The organism is Elioraea tepidiphila DSM 17972, assembly GCF_000378465.1.
GTDB lineage: Bacteria > Pseudomonadota > Alphaproteobacteria > Acetobacterales > Acetobacteraceae > Elioraea > Elioraea tepidiphila.
Genome location: NZ_KB899944.1, coordinates 1 through 19,555 on the forward strand (window position 1 = coordinate 1; position 19,555 = coordinate 19,555).

Genomic DNA, 19,555 nt, shown 5'->3' on the forward strand with positions numbered 1-19,555 from the left:
CAAGACCGGGCGTCGCCGCGCACCATGAGGCCGCGGCGCCGTGCTGCCGGTCGCGCGATACAACTGCGACCAACGCACCGCGCTCGCCACGCTCACCGAGAACAGCTTGGCCGCCTCGCGGCAACTCGCGCCATTCCGCATGGCCGCCACGACGCGATCACGCAGATCACAGGACAGGGCTCGGGTCATCGGCTGCTGGCCTCCAGCCCAGCCAGCAGCTTGAATCAGAAAACCAAACGCGCCGGAACACCCAATCCGATTCCACCAGAAGGAATCAGGCTCTAGCCCCTCAGGCCTTCACGGCGCCGCGCGTCAGCCCGGCGATGATCTGCTTCTGCATCAGGAAGAACACCACGAGCATCGGGATGCAGGAGGTGATGGCAGCCGCCATGATCAGCCCGTACTCGGCCATCTGCTCGCTGTTCAGCCCGGCGATGCCGACCGGCAGGGTGAACATCTCGTCGCTCCGCATGAACACCAGCGGCCAGATGAACGAGTTCCACGACGAGATGAAGATCAGGATGCCGACCGTGCCGAGCGCGGGCCGCGCGAGCGGCAGGATGATCGTCAGCAGCAGGCGGAGCTCGCCGCAGCCGTCGATTCGCGCGGCCTCGATCAGCTCGTCGGGCAGGGTCGAGATGTATTGGCGCATCATGAACAGCCCGAACGCTGAGGAGGCGAAGGGCAGCACGAGCACGAGATAGGTGTTGAGCAGGCCGAGCTTGGCCATCCAGCCGAACAGCGGGATCACCGTGGTGAAGGGCGGGATCGAGACCGAGGCGATCACGATCCAGAACAGCGCGGTCTTGCCGGCGAACCGGAACTTCGCGAAGGCGTAGCCCGCCATGCCGCAGACGACCATGCCCACGCACGCGGCCGAGACCGAGACGATCGCCGAGTTCATCAGCCACCGCCCGTAGAGCGTGGTGGTGAACAGCTCGACGTAGTTGCCGATCTGCCAGACCTCCGGCAGGAAGCCGGTGGACATGATCTCCGAGCGCGGCTTGAACGACGACAAGAGCGCCCAGACCCACGGCATCAGCACCAGCGCGAGCAGCGCGCAGAGTCCCAGCAGCACGGCGTACTGGACGAGCGGCGAGGGTTCCAGCGCCCTCCGCCGGCGGAGCCCGCGCGCGATCACCGCTCCTTCTCCCCCAGCCAGAGCTTCTGCGCGATCGAGATCATGACGATCACCAGCGTCAGCACGTAGGACGCCGCCGCGGCATAGCCGAGTTCGAGGAACTGGAACCCCTGCTGGTAGACGAACATCACCGCGGTCAGCGTCGCATCGCCCGGCCCGCCCTGGGTCAGGATCATCGGCTCGTCGAACATCTCCAGCGCCGAGATCGAGGTGAGCACGACGCAGAACAGGGCCACGGGCTTCAGCGCCGGCAGGGTGACGTGGCGGATCACCTGCCACTCGGAGGCGCCATCGAGCCGCGCGGCCTCCTTCAGATCGGCCGACACCGCCTGCAATCCGGCGAGATAGATGATCGCGTAGTAGCCCATGGTGCGCCACACGCGCATCGCCACGATCGCGAGCGGTGCCGTGGCGGGGTCGCGCAGCCAGGCCGGTCCCTCGATGCCGACCACCGCCAGCAGCTTGGCGATCAGCCCGATATCGCCGGCATAGATCAGCTGGAAGATCACCGCCGAGACGACCATGGAGATCGTCATCGGCAGGAAGAACGCGGTGCGGAAAACATGCCGCAGCCGCACCCAGCCGGCGTCCAGCACGAGCGCGAGCGAGAGGCTCGCGAGATTGGCACACGCGACATAGGCGCCCGCCATCCAGAGCGTGTTGCCGAGCGCGATGAAGAACCGCTCGTCGCCGATCAGCCGCTCGTAGTTGCGTAAGCCGATCGGTTCGGGCGGGGTGATGCCGCGCCACTCGGTGAAGGAGTAGAGGAACGAGGCGACGATCGGCCCGGCCCAGAACGCCCCGAACAGCAGGAAGAACGGGGCGATCAGCAGATACGGCGCCGCCGCGCGCCGGAACCGGTGGGACAGCCCGCCGGCCCGGCGCCGGCGCGGCTCAGCCATACTGGCGGACCATCGCCGCCTCGAAATCCGCCCAGGCCTGATCAGGGCTCTTCTGGCCCTGGAACATCGCGTCGATCTGGCGGCCCATCTCGATCTGCACGCGCGGCCAGTCGCGCACCAGGTTGGTGTAGAACACCTCGCGGCCCTCGACCGAGGCCTCGTACATGGACTGGCCGAGGAACGGCTGCGGCTCGCGCATGCGCGGGTCGCGCTGCGCGGCGAGCGAGGTCGGCAGGCCGTAGCCGTTCTGCCAGAGCCCGATCTGCGCCTCCACATCGGCGGACAGGAACGAGGCCCACTTGATCGCCGCGGCGTGGTTGCGGTTGGCGCGCGGGATGACCAGCACGCTGCCGCCCCAGTTGCCGACCTGCTTCGGCCCGTCGGCGCGCCAGCGCGGGAAGTGCTGCACCTTCCACTTGCCGGCATCCGCCGCCGCCTCGCGTTCCAGCCGATCGAGCCCCCAGTTGCCCGAGTGCAGCGCCGCGATCCGGCCGGTGCGCATCGCGACGAAATGCTCGGGCGTGTTGTGCGTGACCAGCAGGCAGATGTCGTGGACGCGGACGATGTCGTGATAGACCTTCAGCACCTCGGCGGCGGCGCGGTTGTTGCGGATGACGCGCCCCTCCTCGGTGAAGAAGTGCACGCCGGCGGCCTCGAAATAGCCGAGCAGCGGCCCGAACCCGACCGCACCGGGCGAGACCTGGTGCATGTAGCGGTTGCGCTCGCGGTCGCGGATGCGCTTGCCCGCCTCCACCCACTCGTCCCAGGTCTCGATCGGCGCGGTGATGCCGCGTTCCTCGAACATGTCCTGGCGGTAGAACATCACCGCGATGTTCTGGATGTAGGGAAAGCCGAAATACCGCCCGCGGTGCTTGAGCCGCGTCTGCAGCCGCGCCGAGAAGTCCGATTCGCGCGGCGCGACGTGGTCGTGCACCTCGAGCAGGCCGCCGGTGGCGGGATAGGTCGGGTATCGGCTCTCGATGATCAGCCCGACATCGGGCGCGCCGACGCCGGTGGCCATCGCGACCAGGATCTTGTCCTGGATCTCCTGCGGGTTGAGGTTGGTGATCTCCACTTCGATGTCGGGGTTCTGCTCGCGGAAACGCGGATAGACCGCCTGCGCGCCGCGTGCGTGCTCGCTCCAGCACCAGTAGGTGATGCGCGTCGTGCGGCCCTGGGCATAGGCCGGCGCGCGGCCGCCGAGGAACGCCGTGGCGGCGCCGGCGGCGAGCATCGTGCGTCTCTTCATGGCTGTCTCCTCCCGTTCCGTGTTGTCAGGTGTAGAGGCTCCCCGTGCGCTCGCGCTTCGGCTGCGGTGCAGCGGCGATCGCGCGGATCGCCTCGACATCCGGCTCGACGCCGAGCCCGGGCGCATCGGGCACGACGAAATGGCCGTCCTCGATCACCAGCGCTGGCGCGGCGAGGCGATCGCGCGCCTCACGCTGCGGCTCCATCTGCTCGAGAATGAGGACATTCGGGATCGCCGCGGCGAGATGCAGCGAGGCGGCGACGCAGATCGGCCCGCCCGGATTGTGGGGAGCGAGCGGCACGTAGTGCATGTCGGCCAGGGCCGCGATCCGCTTCATCTCGGTGAAGCCGCCGCAATGCATGATGTCGGGCTGGATGATGCGGCAGCCGCCGAGATCGAGCAGCTCGCGGAACTCGTGGCGCGACAGCAGCCGCTCGCCGGTCGCGATCGGCGTGCGGATGCGCGCCTGGAGCTGCGCCATCGCCTTCGCGTTCTCGTACGGGATCGGCTCCTCGAACCAGAACGGCGCGTGGGGCGCGAGCGCGGCATCCAGCCGCTCGGCCGTGCGCGGCGAGAGGAACTCCGAACACTCCACCATGATGTCGATCGCGGGACCGACCGCCTCGCGCGCCGCCCGCATCAGCCGCTCGGCGCGTGCGATCGCCGCCGTCTCGCCCACGCGCAGATGCTCATAGGTGACGGCGACCCACTTGAACGCGGTGTAGCCGCGGCGCACCGCCTCGCGCGCCCCTTCGGCGGCCTGCTCGGGCGTCTCGACCCCGCCGAGCCAGTGGCTCGCGTAGCAGCGCACCCGGTCGCGATGCGCGCCGCCGAGCAGGCGGTGGACGGGCACGCCGAGCCGCTTGCCCTCCAGATCCCAGAGCGCGATGTCCAGTGCCGAGAGCGCGCTCTGGAACACGCAGCCGCCGCGCCAGCGCCACATGTTGTAGAGCCGGTGCCAGTGCCGCTCGGGCCCGGCCGGGTCCTGGCCGATCAGATGATCCGCATAGGCATCGATCGCCGCCTCGACCGCCTGCACGCCGCCATGCAGTGAGGCCTCGCCCCAGCCGACCAGCCCCTCGTCGGTGCGGACGCGCACCAGGAGCCAGTTGCACCAGTCCACCCAGAGGGTGAACCGGTCGATTCCCGTGATCCGCATGCGCCGGTGCCGCTGCCTTGGATGGACGACCTTGGGGCGCATTTGATCAGATTCCGGCAGGAACACAATCCAGCGTCGACAAGAATCGGCACATCTGATCAAATCAGCGGCGATGGACCGCTCCCGACCCGGGCCGACGCCGCTCGCCTCGCCGCCGACCGCCGCCGATCACGTGCGCGAGCGGCTGCGCGAGGACATCCTCACCGGCCGGCTTTCCCCCGGCGCGCGCATCACCGTCGAGGAGCTCGCGACCCGCTACGCGGTCAGCCAAATGCCCGTGCGCGAGGCGATCCGCGTGCTCGCCGGCGAGGGGATCCTGGAGACCAGCCCGCATCGCGGCGCGCGGATCGTCGCGGTGGATGCCGATTTCATCCGCAACACCTACGACATGCGCGAGGCGCTGGAGGGCATGCTGGCGGAGCGCTGCGCCGAGCGCGCCTCCCCGGCCGATGTCGCGGCGATGCGCGTGCTGGTGGGCGCGCATGCGGAGGCGGTGCGGGACGGGGCGCGCGACCGGATCGTGGCGCTGGACCGGCAGTTGCATCTCGCGCTGGCCGAGGCGGCCGCGAACCCGCCGGCGCGCCGTGCGCTCCGGATCGGCCGCGGGCTGATCGAGGCGCTGCGGCTGAAGGCGGGGTTCAGTCCGACGCGGCTCGCGCGGATCGTGCACGAGCACCATGAGCTGATCGAGGCGATCGAGGCGCGGGATGCGCGCACGGCCGGGCTGGTCGCGCGGCTGCACGTGATCGGCGCACGCGACGACCTGCTGCGCGCGCTTGGCGAACTGGGCCTGCCGCCGCGTGGCGGCGGGCGGCACTGATCGGGCGCGGGCGGCTAGCCGCTTGTCGCGATGAAACGCCGCGCCTCGGCGTCGTAGTCCGGATAGCCGAGCGTGGCACGGAGCTCCGCCGGCGGCAGCGCGCCCGGCGCCTCCGCCTCGCCCGCGGCGAGAGCGGCGAGCCCGGCCTTCATCCCCCCGACCACCGGCGAGAGCAGCGCCGTCGGGTAGGTGCCGATCCTGAACCCCAGGGCCGCGGCCTCGTCGCGCGTGGGTGTGGCGCGCGGCGCGCCGGGCGAGAGCACGATGAAGGAGGGCCGCCCGGCCGCGGCCGCCACCGCGCGCCGCATCTCCGTCTCGTCGGCGGGCGAGTCGAGGAACAACAGGTCGGCACCCTCCGCGACGAAGGCCTCGATGCGCGCCACCGCCTCGTCGATCCCCTGGGTCGGGCGGCAATCGGTGCGCGCCATCACCAGGATGCCGGACTCCTTCGCCGCCTCGACCGCGGCGCGGATCTTCATGCGCGCCTCCGCGCGCGGCAGGCAGGGCTTGCCGACGGCCGTCAGTTCACGCGGCGTGATCTTGTCCTCGATCAGGATCGCCGCGGCCCCGGCACGGCCATAGGCGCGCACCGTGCGCTGCACGTTCATCGCGTTGCCGTAGCCGTGATCGCCATCCGCCAGCACCAGCGTGTCGGGTGCCGCGTTGCGCACCATGGTGAAGGAGTCGAACATTTCGCCGAACGAGATCAGGTCGAGATCCGGCCCGCCGAGCCGGCTCGCCGCCACGCAGGAGCCCGACAGGAACGCGGTCTTGAACCCCGCGCCGGCAGCGAGCTTGGCGGAGAGCCCGTCCCACACCGCCGGCATGACGATGAAGCCGGGCTCGGCGAGCAGGGCGCGCAGGCGGTCGGGCGGGGTCATGGCGATCCTTCGCTTCGGGGTTGCGCGCGTGACGGTAGAGGCGATCGGCGCGGCGACCAAGACAGCCCCGCGCTTGCGTCGCGCGCCTGCCGCGTCTATCTGCGGGTGACATCCAGGGCATCGAGCCCGATGCCGCCGCGCGCTGAGCGCCGGCCTCCGTGACGCGACAACGAGTCTTCATGAACACCTCGCCGAGGATCGACTCCTGCCTTCCGGCCGCGGATGAGGCCGCAACGCAGCTGAACGCTGCCGTGCTGTGGCACCACGCCGCGTTCTGCGGCCTCGGCCTGCCGCTGCGCACCCCGCGCGCGGCGTGGCAGAGGAGCGCCGGCGGCGTGACGGTGCGCATCGAGCCCGGCACCGGCGAGGTTCCGCTGCCGGCGGGGCCAATGCTGCGCCTCGTGCTGCTGCATGTCTGCGATGCGGCGTTCCGGGCCGAGAGCCCGGTGGTGGCCCTCGGCGCGGATGCGCCCGCGCTAGCGGCGAGCCTCGGCGTGGCCGATGCGCGCGCGCTCGCCGAGCAGGTCGAGCGCATCCTCGCCGCGCGGATGATCGTCGCGACGGAGGGCGGGCCGGACCTCGCCGTGTTCGACGCGCGTGGCCGGCCGCGCGCCGCGGGCGCCTGGCGCGCGAGCGTGCGCCTCGCCAGCGGCTTTGCCGCGAGCCTCGCCGCGCAGGCGGTGCCGCTCGATCGCGCGATCGTCTCCAGGCTCGCCGAGACGCCGCTCGCCTTCGATGCCTATGCCTGGATCCGCGCCACCCTGCATCGCACGCCGGCCGAGGCGACGGTGACGGTCGGCTGGGACGAGCTGTTCGCGCGCTTTGCCGCCCCCGCGCAGGACGCCCCCGCGTTCCGGACCGCCTTCGAGAGCGCGCTGCGTGCGGTGTTCGAGGCCGATCTGTCGATCGCGCTCGCGGTCGATGACGAGGGCGTCGGCGTGCGCCACGCGGTGGAGACCGCGGACGCTGCCGAGACGGCGGCCGAACCGACCCCGACGCCGATGCCTGAACCCGCGGCGGAGATCACGCCGGACCCCGCGCCCGCGCCGCCCCCTGCACCGCCCGAAACGGCAGCCGTGCGCGCGGACGAGGATGAGATCGCGGACGACACGATCAGCCTGCGCTCGCACCTGACCGGCCTGCCGCAGGTGATCTGGCTCCGCCGCGGCTACGGCGAGGACAGCGCGCTCGTCGGCGTCACTCCGGGCACGCGCTTCGATCCGGACCGGCTGACCGTGCTCGCGGTCGAGCCGATCGTGCTCGAGGTGAGCGGCGGGCTCGGCCGCAACGAGCTCGGCCGCGTCTCGGCCTGGATCATGGCCAATCGCGACCTGATCGACGATTTCTGGGCCGGCGAGATCACCTCGCACGCCGAGATCAACCGGCGCATCCGCAAGGTGCCCGCGCCCGGCTGGCGCTGACGGGGCGCGTCAGCCGAGCTCGAACACCGTCGCGTAGACGAGCCGCTCCTCGATCACCCGCCGCCGCCGCACTGCGCCCGCACGCACCTCCGGCACCGTGCGGTCGGTGTAGAAGCGCTCGAACTCCCGCAGCATCAGCCGCGCTGTCTGGCCGCCGGTGGCGGGCAGGGTCGCCTCCGTGCTCCACACCGCGGGATCGAGCGTGCCGATGATGTCGGGCCGGCCGAGGATCGGGCCGACATCCACCACCGCGTCGAGGTCCAGCACGGCGCCGAGCCGGTTCTGCACCGTCGCGGCCGGTGCGCGTCCGCGTGCCACCGGCTCGCCGAAGATCCCGCCGAGCGGCGGCTGCACCGGCGCCGTGCCCGGCGGCACCAGGATCGCCGAGGCGAGCACCGCCGCATCCGACCAGGCGAGATCGCTGTCGATCGCCGGATCGCGCGTCTGCAGCACGAGCTCGACCTTGTTGCGGCCTGTCTCGTGCGGGCCGGTGACGAAGGAGATGTCGGCGTACTCGGAGTCGCCCGGGAACTGCATCGGCCCGAAATGCGGCACGTTGCCATGCAGCCGCACCGACACCTTGGCGCCGGTGCGGCTGAACACCGCGCGCCGGCGCGGCAGCACCTGCGCGAACTCGCCCAACTGCACCTTCGAGATCTTCGCCCCCGCGAGCGCGAAGGGCTGGTAGCGCGCGAGGGCGAGGCGCACGAACGGCATGTAGCTCGCCCCCGGATCGAGCTCGATGTCGCAGTACCAGAGCTTGCGCGCGGCGTCCCAGTGCACGCGGTGGCCGACCACCTGCACCAGCCGTTCCGGCCGTTCCCGCAGCGGCACGGTCTCGCTGATCACGCGCGCGGGGAAGTCGGCGGCGCGGATGCGCGGCTTCGGCGTCGCGGTGTCCCAGAGCGGGTCCATGCCCCATTGCGTCACGAAGGGCAGCAGCGCCGACGTGACCGCGGTGAAGGGCTCGTTCTCGCCGAGCATGACGATGCCGAGCAGTTCGCCATTTCCTGAGGTGAACCACGGCCGGTCCAGCCAGACGCGCAGGCCGTTGCCGAACCGGGTGATGTCGAGCGCGTTCGCCGAGGCCCCGCTTGTCTGCCAGCGGAAGGTCGGCACGGTGTAGAGCACGGCCGGATCCTCCGGCGGCGCGGTCGCCGGCACGATGGTGTGGAAGCGGTCGGCCGCCGCATCCAGCAGCACCGGCGCGCCGGGGTCGTTATCGGCGCCGACCTTCACGCCCATGCCCTCGGCCACGGGGCCGAGGCGCGTGACCAGATCGCGCTTGTCGTAGATCGCCTCGGGCAGGTATTCGCGGAACCGCGTGGTCGCCCGCACGCGGTAGCGCACGAGGCGGAACTTGGTGTCGCCGAATTCGTGGCGGTCACCCCGGCCGCGGTCGCGGTTGGCGATGATTTGCACGTTCACCGCCGCGTTCAGGTCGAACTCGTTGGCGTGGTTCTCGCCGAGCTGCACCTCGCCGAGCTGGCCGCGGCTCGCCTTGAGCAGCTCGGGACCGGGACGCTCCAGGTCGTCGATCCACTCGTCCCACTCCGCCTCGATCTCGAACTTGCCGGTGCTCGGCCCGTGCAGCCGCATCACCGAGCGCAGCTGCGCATGGTGGTCGCCGAGCGCGCGCGAGACGCCGAGCTTCAGCAGTTCGGGCTCGCACACCGGCTGCTGCGTCGCATGCACCAGCGTCAGTGTGCGATAGGGCGAGAGCATCCAGTGGCAGCCGAGCTGTGCCATCACGCGCACGAACGCCCGATCGCCCGCGCTGTCCACCCAGGAGGGCAGGCCGAAGGCATCGAGGAAATCCTTGTGCACGAGGCTCGCATAGCGAAGGCGCACGATGCGCCCCTTGGGGACGAACAGCGTTAGCTCGCGCGTGGTCTCGTTCCAGTGCGGCGCGCCCGCATCGGCGAAACTCTCGCCGCAGGGCAGCGATGTGACGGACTGCGCGCGCTCGGCGAGCCTGATCCGGAGCCCGACCGTGTCGGGCCAGCTCTTGCCGTAAGCGACGACGAGGACGAGCTCCTGGCTCGGCGTGAGCACGACCGCGGCACTCGGCCCGAGCACCATCGGCCCGCTGACACCCGGCAGGGCATGGCCGGGCGCGGCCCGCAGCGCGATCCCGCCGGCCGCGCCATCGGGCAGATAGGGCGTCGGCACCAGCGCCTCGCGGTGCACGACATACTGCCCGCCGGCGAGACGGTCGCCCACCGGGTTCGCGGCACTCGGCCCCTGCGGCGGCAGCGTATCGGTGGTCGCGACCCCGGCGACGGATTTCGGCGTGATCAGCTCCACCTGCGTGCCGGGGCCGGTGTCGTAGAGTGAGCCCGCCTCGCGCGCGGCGATGCCGTAGGCCGTCTTGATCGCGGCGGGATCACCGAACAGCGGGTCGAACAGCCCGTGCTGCTCGCATTGCAGCTGCGAGGACTTGGGCGGAACGACATGCCGCTCGTTGACCGCGCCGTACTCGAAATCCTGCGAGGCGGGCAGGCCGATCGCGGCCGCGAAGTCGGGCGAGAGCAGATACGATGCCGCATCGGCGTTCCAGTTGCTGCGGATCACCATGCGCTCGAGCGACTCGCCCTCGCTCACGCGCGCGCGCTGCACCAGCACCGGCGGATCGACCGGCTCGAAGCGCCAGTAGCCGACCGCGTCGGTCGCGTTCTCGAGTTCGCCGAGCGAGGCATCGTCGCGCGCGAGGCTGTTGCCGGCGAGATCGACCACGCGCGCGCGCAGCCGGTAGAGCTGGCCGAAGCGCAGCTTCGGCAGGCTGCCCTTGCGCACGGTGTAGCGCACGGCGATGCCGTTGCCGTTGTCGGCCGCATCGGTCACCTCGGTCGTGACCTCGGCCTGGAGCTCGCTGTCGGGCACCTTCTCGGCGCGCAACGTGCGCCCGGGCCGCGGCGCGGCGAGGCTCCAGCCGGTCCAGCGGAACATCGTCTCGTTCAGGTAGTGATCGTCCGGGTCCACCCCTTCGCTCGCCGTGCTGGTGGTGGAGGCGCCGCTGACATAGCCCTCGTCGTCCGGGAAGGAGAGCTTCTCGCCCGACCGGATGAGCGTCCAGGCGCCGCTGCGCTCGCAGAGCGAGCGCCACGTGCCGGCCGAGACCGCATCCGGCACCGCGGCGACATCGACGCGATAGCCGCGCATCACGTCCTCGAGGAACAGCACGACATTGCCCGCGCTCGCGCCGCCGAGGGCGGTGTTCTTCAGCGCCGCGGCGGCCGCGTCTGTCGCGACCTGCGCCGCGCGGCCGTGGCGCGACAGCCCGAGCCCGCCCGAGCGCAGCGCTGCGACCGGCTGGTCATTGCCGGTGGTGTAGGTCACGTCGCCGTCGGTGCCGAGGCGCAGGCTCTTCGCCACCAGCCCCTGCGCGGAGACCACGAAATCGACCGTCTTCAGCGCCGTGCCCTCGGGATCGACCTGGTGCAGGTCGAAGGGGCTGCGACGCCTGTCGGAGCCGTAGCGGTCGTTGCTGCCTTCAAGGCGCAACAGGCCGCGCTGATGGTCGGCCGTCCGCGGTCGTGCCAGGAAGCGCTCCTTGTCGCCCTGCCAGGCGGTACGCGGCGTCGCGTCCGTGCCGGATTGCGGTGTGCTCCAGGCCACCTGCACCCGGATCAGCCCCGCGGCACTGCCGCTGCCGATCATCGCGTCGATCGGCGAGTTGGCGGGCAGGGCGAAGTCGAGGATCAGGCCGAGCGCACGCAAGAGGGCCGGCATGTCGCCATAGGAGGCGACGATGCGGTGGAAGTCGAACTCGGGCGGCTTGGGCGATGCCGGCACGTCGGCGAAGGAGGGGCGGCGCAGCTTGCGCTCGGCCGCGCTCGGCGGCTCGCGGCGATAGAACCGCATCGCCTGGTAGAGCGTGTACTCGTCGGCCGTGGTGAACTGGCTCATCACCGGCGCATCGGCCCCGCCGCCCAAGGGATCGTTCCAGTCCGGCGGCAGCACGCGCAGCGGGAACTCGCCCGCCGCCGCCGGCGGGCCGTCATCGGGCGCGGCGATCGCCAGCAGCGGCGCGCGATAGCGGCTGTCGGGGCCGAACACGTTGGCGCGCAGCTGCTTGTCGAGCGACTGCTCGCCGTCGCCGCCGAAGAAGCGGCTGAACCCAGGCAGGGGCAGCTCGATCTGACGGTCACCGAGATTGATCGTCTGCGTGCGCGTGCCCGCCTCGGTCAGCATGTCCTTGAGCGGGCCCGAGGCGCCTTTCCAGGGCAGCAGCGTCGGGTGGTTGGTTGCGGCCTGCACCGCGAGCTTGGCGTAGTTGCGCCGCACGAAGCGCAGCACGTTCCGGGTCGGGTACGAGCGCAGGTTGACCCGGCTCATGTCCTGGAACACGAAGCCAGCCACCGGGGTGGCCTTGTCGAACAGCCTTCGCCAGAGGCGCGAGTCCGGGGTGCCGAGCGCCTGGAGCGGAACGGTCGTCGCGCCGACGCGCAAGCCGATCTTCGCGCGCTTCAGCGTACCCGGCCAGTCGAGGAAGTCGGGGAAGGCGGCGAGCGCCTGCTCGCTCGCCGCCTCGGGTGTCAGCCGCGGCGAGACGACGACCGAGACGCGGAGCCGCCCGTCCTTGGTCCGGCCGAACGGCAGCGCGGTCCAGACGATCCTCTGCTTCGCCATCAGTGCCTCCAGGGACCTCTCGCGCTCACGCGAAGGCTTCGCAGTAGTCGCGCCAGGCGTAGCTCGTGCCCGTGTCGATCTGGGCGAGCTCGTCGGCGAGGCTGAGCGACGGGTCGAAGCCGACCATCTCGCGGAAGGTCGGATCGCCGTTCGAGCCGGCGAACTTGCGCTCGCAGGTGATCGTCACGCTGCCGGAGAAGATAAACACCGAGATCTCGATGGTCAGCTTCGCCTTGCCGACGCACTTGCCGGTCTGGAACTCGTAGCGCAGCTCCAGATAGAGCTCGATCGAGGCGGTGATGATGCCGAGCACATCGACGCGCCCGCCGAGGCGGAAATACCCCGTCAGCGAGGCGGCATCCTGCTCCATGCGGAAATAGATGCCCGCCATCACGTGTACGCCGCCCGAGGCGACCCCGAAATCGACCGAGAGCGAGGCGCCGAACTCGAACGCGGCCTCCAGGATCTGCACGCCATGCGGGTCGATCGTGATGCCGAAGAACCCGCCGCCGCCGAACATGTAGACGGTCAGGGTGAAGGGCTGCTCGCGCGTGCAGAAGTTGAAGCGGACCGACAGCGGCTGGCCGATGAACGGCACCGTGAATCCGGCGCCGAGGCTCAGATTGCTCAGGCTCAGCACGCCGATCGAGATCGAGGGCAGCGCGACCGAGAACGAGGCGTCGATGCCCTGCGGCGAGATGTCGAACGAGGGGGGATCCGAGAACCCGTCGAGCGGGATCAGGTCGCGCAGCGTCTCGACGAACGACAGGGGGCCGACGAACTTGATGTCGGACAGCAGCACATCGACGTTCATCTTCGCCGCGGTATCGACGCTGAACTCGATCTTCTCGAAGTTCAGCTCGATGAAGCTCGCCGGCGCGATCAGCACGAGATCGAAATGCTTGAGGCTGCACACCACGCCGATCCTCGGCGCGGAGGATCCGTTCTTCTTGATCTTCGCCTCGACCGCGACGAGGAAGCCGCGCTTGTCGTTGGCGCGGAACAGCGGCGCGCCGGGCTCGAAGCCCCAGTCGTCGATCGGCGGGTTCCAGTCGAAGCGGACCGTCAGATCGTCGCCGGTCAGCATCTCGAGCAGCTTCAGCAGATCCGCCGCCCCCGCGAGCACCTGCTCGACCGTGGACATCGCGTCGAGAATGACCTTGCGCGGCGCGCCGTCGAGCAGCCGGAAGCCCCCGAGCGTGCCCTTGAGCGGACCGATCGCGTTCTTCACGGCGTCGATCCGGGTCGCGAGCTCGCCCGGGTTCTCGAACAGGCTGCCGAGCGCGGACGGATCGCCGACCACGTTGTCGAGCGCGGTGTAGAGCGCCTTGCCCTGGGTGATCAGCGTGACGATGGTCTGCAGGTCGGCGAGGAAGGTCTCGAGCTGACCGGCGACCGTCAGCAGCCCCTGGCGGAACCCGGCCGGCAGCGACACGCCGCCCACCTGGGCGTTCGCCGCGGCCTTCAGCGCAGCGACCCGGGTCTGCGCCGTCGCGACGGCGCCGGCGAGTCCGCCAAGCGTCGGCGCGGCGTCGATCCGCTTGTCGAACAACTGCTGGACCTGGCCCGCCACACCCGTGAGCGCCGTGGTCAGCTCGTTGACCTTGGTCTTGACATCCGCGACCTGGGCGGCGGCGTAGGCCTTCGCCTGGTCGAGCAGGTCCGCGAGGGTGGCCTTGAACACGCCGAGCGCGGCATCCGCGATCCGGCCGGGCTGGTCCGCGAGATTGCTGATGAACTCGATCAGCCGGATCAGGCCGTTGATGAAGGACTCGACCTGGGTGCTCGCCTCGCTCGCGAACTTGGGGATCTTCTCCGGCGACTCCGTGAGGTTGCTGACCGCCTTGATCAGCTCGCCGAGGGGGATGCAGCCGAACAGCAGCGGCAGCGGCAGGTCCGAGAGCGAGGTCGGGAAGCCGCCGCCCGGCATGGTCTTGCCCTGGATGAACTGGCCGACATCGCCCATCACCGGCCCGGCGAAGCGCGACAGCGCGTTCGGCTTGATGTTGGGCTGCACGAAGCCGCCCGACCGGTCGCCCTGTGCGGAGAAGTCGAGCTGCGCCATGCCGGACTCGGTCACGACATCGGCGAAGACCTCGCCCTTGTTGTTGCCGAAGCCGTGCTGGAGATAGTGGGCGTTCCAGGCGATCGTGTTGGTCTTGTTGCTGCCGCCGAGCTGGGCGATCGGCGTGATGCGCACCTTCGCCTTCTCGAGCTTCGGGTAGAACACCGGGCGCTGGAGCTTCTGGCTGTAGGTCCGCAGCTTGGCGTTGTTCGCCTCCACCTCGGCATCGAAATGCAGCTCGGTCACCTGCGCCGAGGTGTCGCCTGGCTTCAGGCTCGGCGCGAAGGCCACGCGCTGCTGGTTGCCGGCGGCGACCCGGCGGTCGGCGCGGCTCGCGTCGCGCCAGGCGGCGCGCGCGGCGGCAGCGTTCGCCTCCGCGGTCGGGAAGTCGGGTTGCAGCGTGTTGCCGACCAGCGTGCGCGGGCTCGCCATGGTGTTGTCCATGAAGATCATGGGCAGGGCGAACTGGATCGGCTTGCCGTCGATGTCGGTCGCGACGCACTGGAAGGCGAAGGGGGCGCCGTTCACGCAGGGCCAGAACAGGCGCTGGTCGTTGTTCGGGCCGATGCGCGCGGCCGGGCTGTTCGGCTGGTCGAGATTCGGCGTCACCAGGGTGAGGATGCGCACCGACGAGAACGGGAACTGGCGCTGGAAGTTCACCGTGCCCGCGTTGTTCGTCAGGCCGGGATCGACGAAGCGGCGCTCGCGTTCGCGCACGACGATGAACAGCCGCTGGCGCAGATAGGCGACGTTGCCGGTGGTCTGCTCGATCACCGGCTTGCCGTCGGGCCCGAGCGCGCCGTTGTGGAACTTGCGCTCGGACACCTTCACCAGCGCGACGCGATGGCCGAACGGGAACAGGAATCCCTTGTAGACCACGCGCACGTAATGATCGCGCCCCATCGAGGCACGGTGCACCCACTCCTCGACCGAGAGCCCGGGCGGTTCCCAGCCGCCGCGCGAGTCGAGCCAGGCGCCAAGGCTCGACAGCATCAGCAGGTTCGCACCGATCGGCTGCGGCGCGTAGTTCGAGACCGAGAAGTTCGACGAGAGATGGGTGATCTGGAACCGGTCGAAATCGTCGAGCGGCATCCGGAACGGCGAGGTGTTCGGCGCCGGCAGGTCGGCCGAGGTCGGGAAGGTGCCCTGCATCGGCTTGGGCGAGCCCTCGCCGGTGAGCGCCCAGACCGCGCGCACGGTGCGCTGGCTGTCGGGCTTCGGCGGCTCGATCACGCCGCCCTTCGCATCCGGCGCGACCAGGCGCGAATGCCAGAGCTCGGTGCGCTGCGTCGCCGGCGAGGTCACCGGCAGGGTCGCGTGCCGCCAGCGCTCGCCGGCATGCGGGGCGAGGATCAGGCGCCAGGGCAGCTCGATCGCGGTCTGGGTCGCGCCCGGTTCGGCCGGCCGGGGCGAGAGGCGCGGCCGCGGCCCGATGATCGGGCCGGGGTCGAGCGGGATGGTGATCAGCCCGCGGCCGATCGGCGCCACCCCCACGCCGCCGGCGAGCTGGCGGAGATGCAAGGTCGCGGTGTCGCCCTGCACCGCGGCGACGCGCAGCGTGCGCAGGGCGAAGCTGGTCAGCGCGCGGCGCTGGCGCGGATCGAGCCGGGCGACATCGGCGGCGAACAGCTCGCGCAGGCTGAGCGACAGCCCGGCCGAGGCCGGCGCGGCCGCGTTCGCCGGCACGGACAGCGCGAGGTCGCGGCAGGCGGCCAGCACGCCTTCGAGCGTGTAGGGAATGTCGAAACCGTCCGGCACGGCGAAGGCGAGCCGCGACTCCCCGGCGATGCGTGCGCGCACCGGCGGTGGCTTCGGCGTCTCGGTGCCGCCGGGCGGGTCGTCCTTGTCATTGGTGCCGTCGGGGCGCTTCGGGTTCGTCGTGCCGGCGGGGCGGGTCTCGAAGAACGTCTCCTCGGTGATCGACTGCGGCGGGAAGTGCAGGATCAGATGCGCCGCCGCCGTGCCGGACTTGCGCAGGCGCGGGGGCGTGCCGGGTGTGACGGCGAGATTGCGGAGCTCGATCCGGATCGCGAGCAGGTCCTCGGCGCGCACCACCGCGCGGCCCGGCTTGCCGGCCTGGAACAGGTTCGAGGTGTAGGACGGTGCGACCGGAACGAGCACCTGGTCAGGCAGACGAACGATCGGTACCCGCACCGTTCCGGATGCGGCGCGCGTCGAGGCTGAAGTGGCCGCTGCAGCCTGTGGTGTTGCGCTGCGCGGAGGCTGCTTGGGCGGCGCCGGCTTGCGCGTCGTCGTGCCGACCGGTTTGCGCCCGGAGCCAGACCTGGTCGTCCGCTTCGCCATCTGCCGTCCTCCGGGCCGGCGGCGGCTCAGCCGGGGGGCGCCGTCGCCTGACGCGGCGCAGCGTGCTCGCGGAACGTTCAGGCCGTCAACATGAAAAAGGTCCGTTACAAACGGGGCCCGACGCATGACCGACGCCTCCGCCGGGCCCCGCGCTGAGGCCGACGGCTCAGCGCACCGCGATCGCGGCGATCTCCACCTTCACATCGCGCGGCAGGCGCGCGACCTGCACGGTCGCGCGCGCGGGCGGATTCTGCGGGAAGTAGGTGGCGTAGACCGCGTTCATGCGCGGGAACTCGTTGAGGTCGGCCATGAACACGGTGGTCGAAACGATGTTCGCCATGGTCATGCCGGCGGCCTCCAGCACCGCCTTGAGGTTGTCGAGCACGAGCTTGGTCTCCTCCTCGATCGTGCCGGACCTCACCTGATTCGTCACCGGATCGATCGCGATCTGGCCGGCGAGGTAGAGCGTGTTGCCCGCCATGATCGCCTGGCTGTACGGGCCGATCGCGACCGGAGCGTTGGGCGTGCTGATGACGCGGTTCTGCGCTGCGGCGGGTGCGGCGAGCGCAAGTGCCAGGGTGGCGGCGAGGATGGTGCGGATTGGCATGGGTCGTCTCCCGTCGTCTGTGCCGGAACGGCGACGGAAGGCTAGGGCAACCGGGCGCGGCCGCGCGACCCCTCGGGTGGCAGTCATGCCGGCGCGCCGAAGGTTTCACCCACCGCGGGCCGGTGTTTCAGGATTCGTTCGCGCGCCACCGTCCCGCCAGAGTCCCAATCGCGGCCGGCCGCGATGGGACCACGCGGGCGACGCAGGGTGGCATCGGCCGGCCGAGGCCCCGGCGGAGCGGCGGCAGGGCGGCAAGGCCGACCAGCATGACCCAGAGGCCGGCGGGCGCCGGCACGCGAACCGCCTCGACATGGAGCCGGCTGGAATAGTTCAGCACGATGCTGTCGCCGGGCAGGAAATCGAAGACGTAGATCATCACGTCCGTCGCGTCGGGCGACGTCACCGAGCAGTGGACGCCGTTGCCGTTTCCGTTCCGGAAGATCGGCCCGACATCGTGAGCAGGCCCCTCCGTGCTGCATGCCTTCTCGGCGACATAGAGGGAAGGCACGGGATTGCCGTTCTCGTCCACGTCCGCGCTGCTTTGATACGGGCCGACGATGGCGCTCGCGAACCGGGCGGTCGCGTTCGCGAGGTCGTCAACCAGGGCGCCATTGGGCAGGAGCGAGGGACGGAATTCCGAGATGCCGCCGCCGATGACCAGCGTATCGAACGCGATGGCCTCGGTGTTGGTCACGCGGATGCCGAAATCGATCTGATAAGAGCCGAAGGCGGAGCCAGGAGTGAGTGCGGCGGCCGTTGCCGAAAAGTAGACGGCGATCCACGAGGCGTGCAGGGCGACCGAAACATCGAGGCCGACACTCGCGGTGCCCGAAGTCCATTCGGTGCGCTCGATGTGGAGGTAGTCGAGCGAGAAGCTGAAGCCGGAAAGGCTGCGCGCGCCGAGATCCTGGCCGCTGGCGGTGGCGTAATGCGGCCCGAGGGCGACGCCGTTGTCCGGAACATAGGCGACGGCGCCGAGCGCCCCCTGGGGGCCGAATACAAGTGTAGCCATGACGGCGGCGCCACACGCGGCTGCGTTCCAAGGTCTCATGGGTCCCCCACACCACAATTGTATTTATTCGATCAAAGTATACTGAATTTAGACAGGTTGAACAATAACGCGCGCGATGCAACCGCCACAGGCGATCGCGCGACATCTTTCGGTTGTATTCCCTATGCGAACGGCACCGTCGACGCCCCAGCCAGCCCCGCCCGGGCCAGCCCCGCACCCGCCCGGCCCGCGGCACGCGCCTCGCCCGCGCCACCACGCCGCTGACGCAATCGTGTGATCTGGCACAAGTCTTGCCTACCGCGCGCTCCGGTTCGTTGACCCGGCGCGCCGCAACGGCCTACATCGTCGCCGGGGATCATGATGAACCGCACCGCCGTGCTGACCGTCCGGGCCGGGCAGGCCGAGGCCCACGACGCCGACATCGCCGAGGCCCGCCGCGTGATCGAGACCGAGGCGGCGGCGCTCGCAACGCTCGCCGCCGCGCTCGATGGCAGCTTCGGCCGGGCGCTCGACCGGCTCGCCGCCGTCACCGGCCGGATCGTCGTCACCGGCATGGGCAAGTCCGGCCATGTCGGCCGCAAGATCGCCGCCACCCTCGCCTCCACGGGCTCGCCCGCCCTGTTCGTCCATCCCGCCGAGGCGAGCCACGGCGATCTCGGCATGATCGCTCCGGCGGATGCGATCCTCGCCCTCTCGAATTCGGGGGAGACGCCCGAACTCTCCGACATCCTCGGCTATGCGCGCCGCTTCGCCATTCCGCTGGTCGCCGTCACCTCGCGTGCGGACAGCACCCTTGCGCGCCATGCCGATGTCGCCCTGGTCCTGCCCGCCGCGCCCGAGGCCTGTCCGATGGGCCTCGCGCCGACCACCTCGACCACACTGATGCTGGCGCTCGGCGATGCGATCGCGGTCGCGCTGCTCGCCCGCAAGGGCTTCTCGGCCAGCGATTTCCGCGTCTTCCACCCGGGCGGCAGGCTCGGCCAGCGGCTCGCCCGCGTGCGCGACCTGATGCACGCCGGGGCGGAGGTGCCGCTGGCACCCGAGACCACGCGGATGGACGAGGCGCTGGTGATCATGACCGCCGGCCGCTTCGGCTGTCTCGGCCTGACCGACGAGGCGGGCCGGCTCAGCGGCATCATCACGGACGGCGACCTGCGCCGGCACATGGAGCCCGGCCTGCTCGGCCGGCGCGCGGCCGAGGTGATGACGCGCAACCCGCGCACGATCGGCCCCGACGCGCTCGGCGCCGAAGCGCTGCGCATGATGAACGAGCGGCGCATCACCGCGCTGTTCGTGGTCGAGGACGGCCGGCCCAGCGGCATCCTGCACGTGCACGACCTCCTGCGCGCGGGCGTGGCGTGA

13 protein-coding genes are annotated in these 19,555 nt (G+C 70.6%); 3 read left to right on the top strand and 10 right to left on the bottom strand.

The features are described 5' to 3' along the window. The 5 genes from F563_RS25450 to dgoD form a co-directional block, all read right to left on the bottom strand. Positions 1–189 (bottom strand): helix-turn-helix domain-containing protein (locus F563_RS25450; RefSeq protein WP_245557173.1); only part of this gene is annotated, 189 nt, incomplete at its 3' end. A gap of 100 nt (positions 190–289) precedes the next feature. Next, the gene (locus F563_RS0119625) at positions 290–1,141 is read right to left on the bottom strand and encodes a carbohydrate ABC transporter permease (protein WP_019016398.1); all 852 of its coding nucleotides are present in this window, start codon (positions 1,139–1,141) and stop codon (positions 290–292) included. After that, positions 1,138–2,043 (bottom strand): carbohydrate ABC transporter permease, encoded by a 906-nt coding sequence (locus F563_RS0119630; protein ID WP_019016399.1) that lies wholly within the window; start codon positions 2,041–2,043, stop codon positions 1,138–1,140. Before F563_RS0119630 ends, F563_RS0119625 begins: the two co-directional genes overlap by 4 nt. After that, positions 2,036–3,292 (bottom strand): extracellular solute-binding protein, encoded by a 1,257-nt coding sequence (locus F563_RS0119635; protein ID WP_019016400.1) that lies wholly within the window; start codon positions 3,290–3,292, stop codon positions 2,036–2,038. The genes F563_RS0119630 and F563_RS0119635 overlap by 8 nt, the downstream gene beginning before the upstream one ends. A gap of 25 nt (positions 3,293–3,317) precedes the next feature. Continuing rightward, complete coding sequence (gene dgoD / locus F563_RS23440; RefSeq protein WP_019016401.1) at positions 3,318–4,451, bottom strand: galactonate dehydratase; 1,134 nt, start codon at positions 4,449–4,451, stop codon at positions 3,318–3,320. Positions 4,452–4,563: 112 nt separating this feature from the next. Here dgoD and F563_RS23445 point away from each other — a divergent pair, with 112 nt between their 5' ends. After that, positions 4,564–5,271 carry a GntR family transcriptional regulator gene (locus F563_RS23445; protein WP_019016402.1) on the top strand — a complete coding sequence of 236 codons (708 nt, stop codon included), beginning with the start codon at positions 4,564–4,566 and terminating at the stop codon, positions 5,269–5,271. A 14-nt stretch (positions 5,272–5,285) separates the two neighbouring features. Here the strand turns inward: F563_RS23445 and F563_RS0119650 are convergent, their stop codons facing one another. Next, positions 5,286–6,152 carry an isocitrate lyase/PEP mutase family protein gene (locus F563_RS0119650; RefSeq protein ID WP_019016403.1) on the bottom strand — a complete coding sequence of 289 codons (867 nt, stop codon included), beginning with the start codon at positions 6,150–6,152 and terminating at the stop codon, positions 5,286–5,288. Positions 6,153–6,331: 179 nt separating this feature from the next. Between F563_RS0119650 and F563_RS0119655 the strand changes: the two genes are divergently transcribed. Next, positions 6,332–7,573 (top strand): replication protein RepA, encoded by a 1,242-nt coding sequence (locus F563_RS0119655; RefSeq protein ID WP_019016404.1) that lies wholly within the window; start codon positions 6,332–6,334, stop codon positions 7,571–7,573. A gap of 9 nt (positions 7,574–7,582) precedes the next feature. On the opposite strand, the gene F563_RS0119660 is transcribed toward F563_RS0119655, so the two are convergent. The 4 genes from F563_RS0119660 to F563_RS0119675 all read right to left on the bottom strand — a co-directional run bounded on the left by F563_RS0119660 (position 7,583) and on the right by F563_RS0119675 (position 18,193). Further along, positions 7,583–12,205, bottom strand: coding sequence for a hypothetical protein (locus tag F563_RS0119660; protein ID WP_019016405.1), 4,623 nt, complete (start codon positions 12,203–12,205; stop codon positions 7,583–7,585). Between the two features lie 25 nt (positions 12,206–12,230). Continuing rightward, positions 12,231–16,424 carry a hypothetical protein gene (locus F563_RS0119665; protein WP_211211458.1) on the bottom strand — a complete coding sequence of 1,398 codons (4,194 nt, stop codon included), beginning with the start codon at positions 16,422–16,424 and terminating at the stop codon, positions 12,231–12,233. A 316-nt stretch (positions 16,425–16,740) separates the two neighbouring features. Continuing rightward, positions 16,741–17,181 (bottom strand): RidA family protein, encoded by a 441-nt coding sequence (locus tag F563_RS0119670; RefSeq protein ID WP_019016407.1) that lies wholly within the window; start codon positions 17,179–17,181, stop codon positions 16,741–16,743. 127 nt (positions 17,182–17,308) lie between these two features. Beyond that, positions 17,309–18,193: a hypothetical protein gene (locus tag F563_RS0119675; protein ID WP_019016408.1), complete on the bottom strand. Its 885-nt coding sequence runs from the start codon at positions 18,191–18,193 to the stop codon at positions 17,309–17,311. A gap of 357 nt (positions 18,194–18,550) precedes the next feature. Between F563_RS0119675 and F563_RS0119680 the strand changes: the two genes are divergently transcribed. Further along, complete coding sequence (locus tag F563_RS0119680) at positions 18,551–19,555, top strand: KpsF/GutQ family sugar-phosphate isomerase (RefSeq protein WP_019016409.1); 1,005 nt, start codon at positions 18,551–18,553, stop codon at positions 19,553–19,555.

Bases quoted from the DNA above. Each gene is read 5' to 3' on its own strand.
- F563_RS0119660 (WP_019016405.1), bottom strand. From the start codon at position 12,205: ATGGCGAAGCAGAGGATCGTCTGGACCGCGCTGCCGTTCGGCCGGACC.
- F563_RS0119670 (WP_019016407.1), bottom strand. From the start codon at position 17,181: ATGCCAATCCGCACCATCCTCGCCGCCACCCTGGCACTTGCGCTCGCC.
- F563_RS23445 (WP_019016402.1), top strand. From the start codon at position 4,564: ATGGACCGCTCCCGACCCGGGCCGACGCCGCTCGCCTCGCCGCCGACC.
- F563_RS0119655 (WP_019016404.1), top strand. From the start codon at position 6,332: ATGAACACCTCGCCGAGGATCGACTCCTGCCTTCCGGCCGCGGATGAG.
- F563_RS0119680 (WP_019016409.1), top strand. From the start codon at position 18,551: ATGATGAACCGCACCGCCGTGCTGACCGTCCGGGCCGGGCAGGCCGAG.
- F563_RS0119675 (WP_019016408.1), bottom strand. From the start codon at position 18,193: ATGGCTACACTTGTATTCGGCCCCCAGGGGGCGCTCGGCGCCGTCGCC.
- F563_RS0119650 (WP_019016403.1), bottom strand. From the start codon at position 6,152: ATGACCCCGCCCGACCGCCTGCGCGCCCTGCTCGCCGAGCCCGGCTTC.
- F563_RS0119635 (WP_019016400.1), bottom strand. From the start codon at position 3,292: ATGAAGAGACGCACGATGCTCGCCGCCGGCGCCGCCACGGCGTTCCTC.
- dgoD (WP_019016401.1), bottom strand. From the start codon at position 4,451: ATGCGGATCACGGGAATCGACCGGTTCACCCTCTGGGTGGACTGGTGC.
- F563_RS0119630 (WP_019016399.1), bottom strand. From the start codon at position 2,043: ATGGCTGAGCCGCGCCGGCGCCGGGCCGGCGGGCTGTCCCACCGGTTC.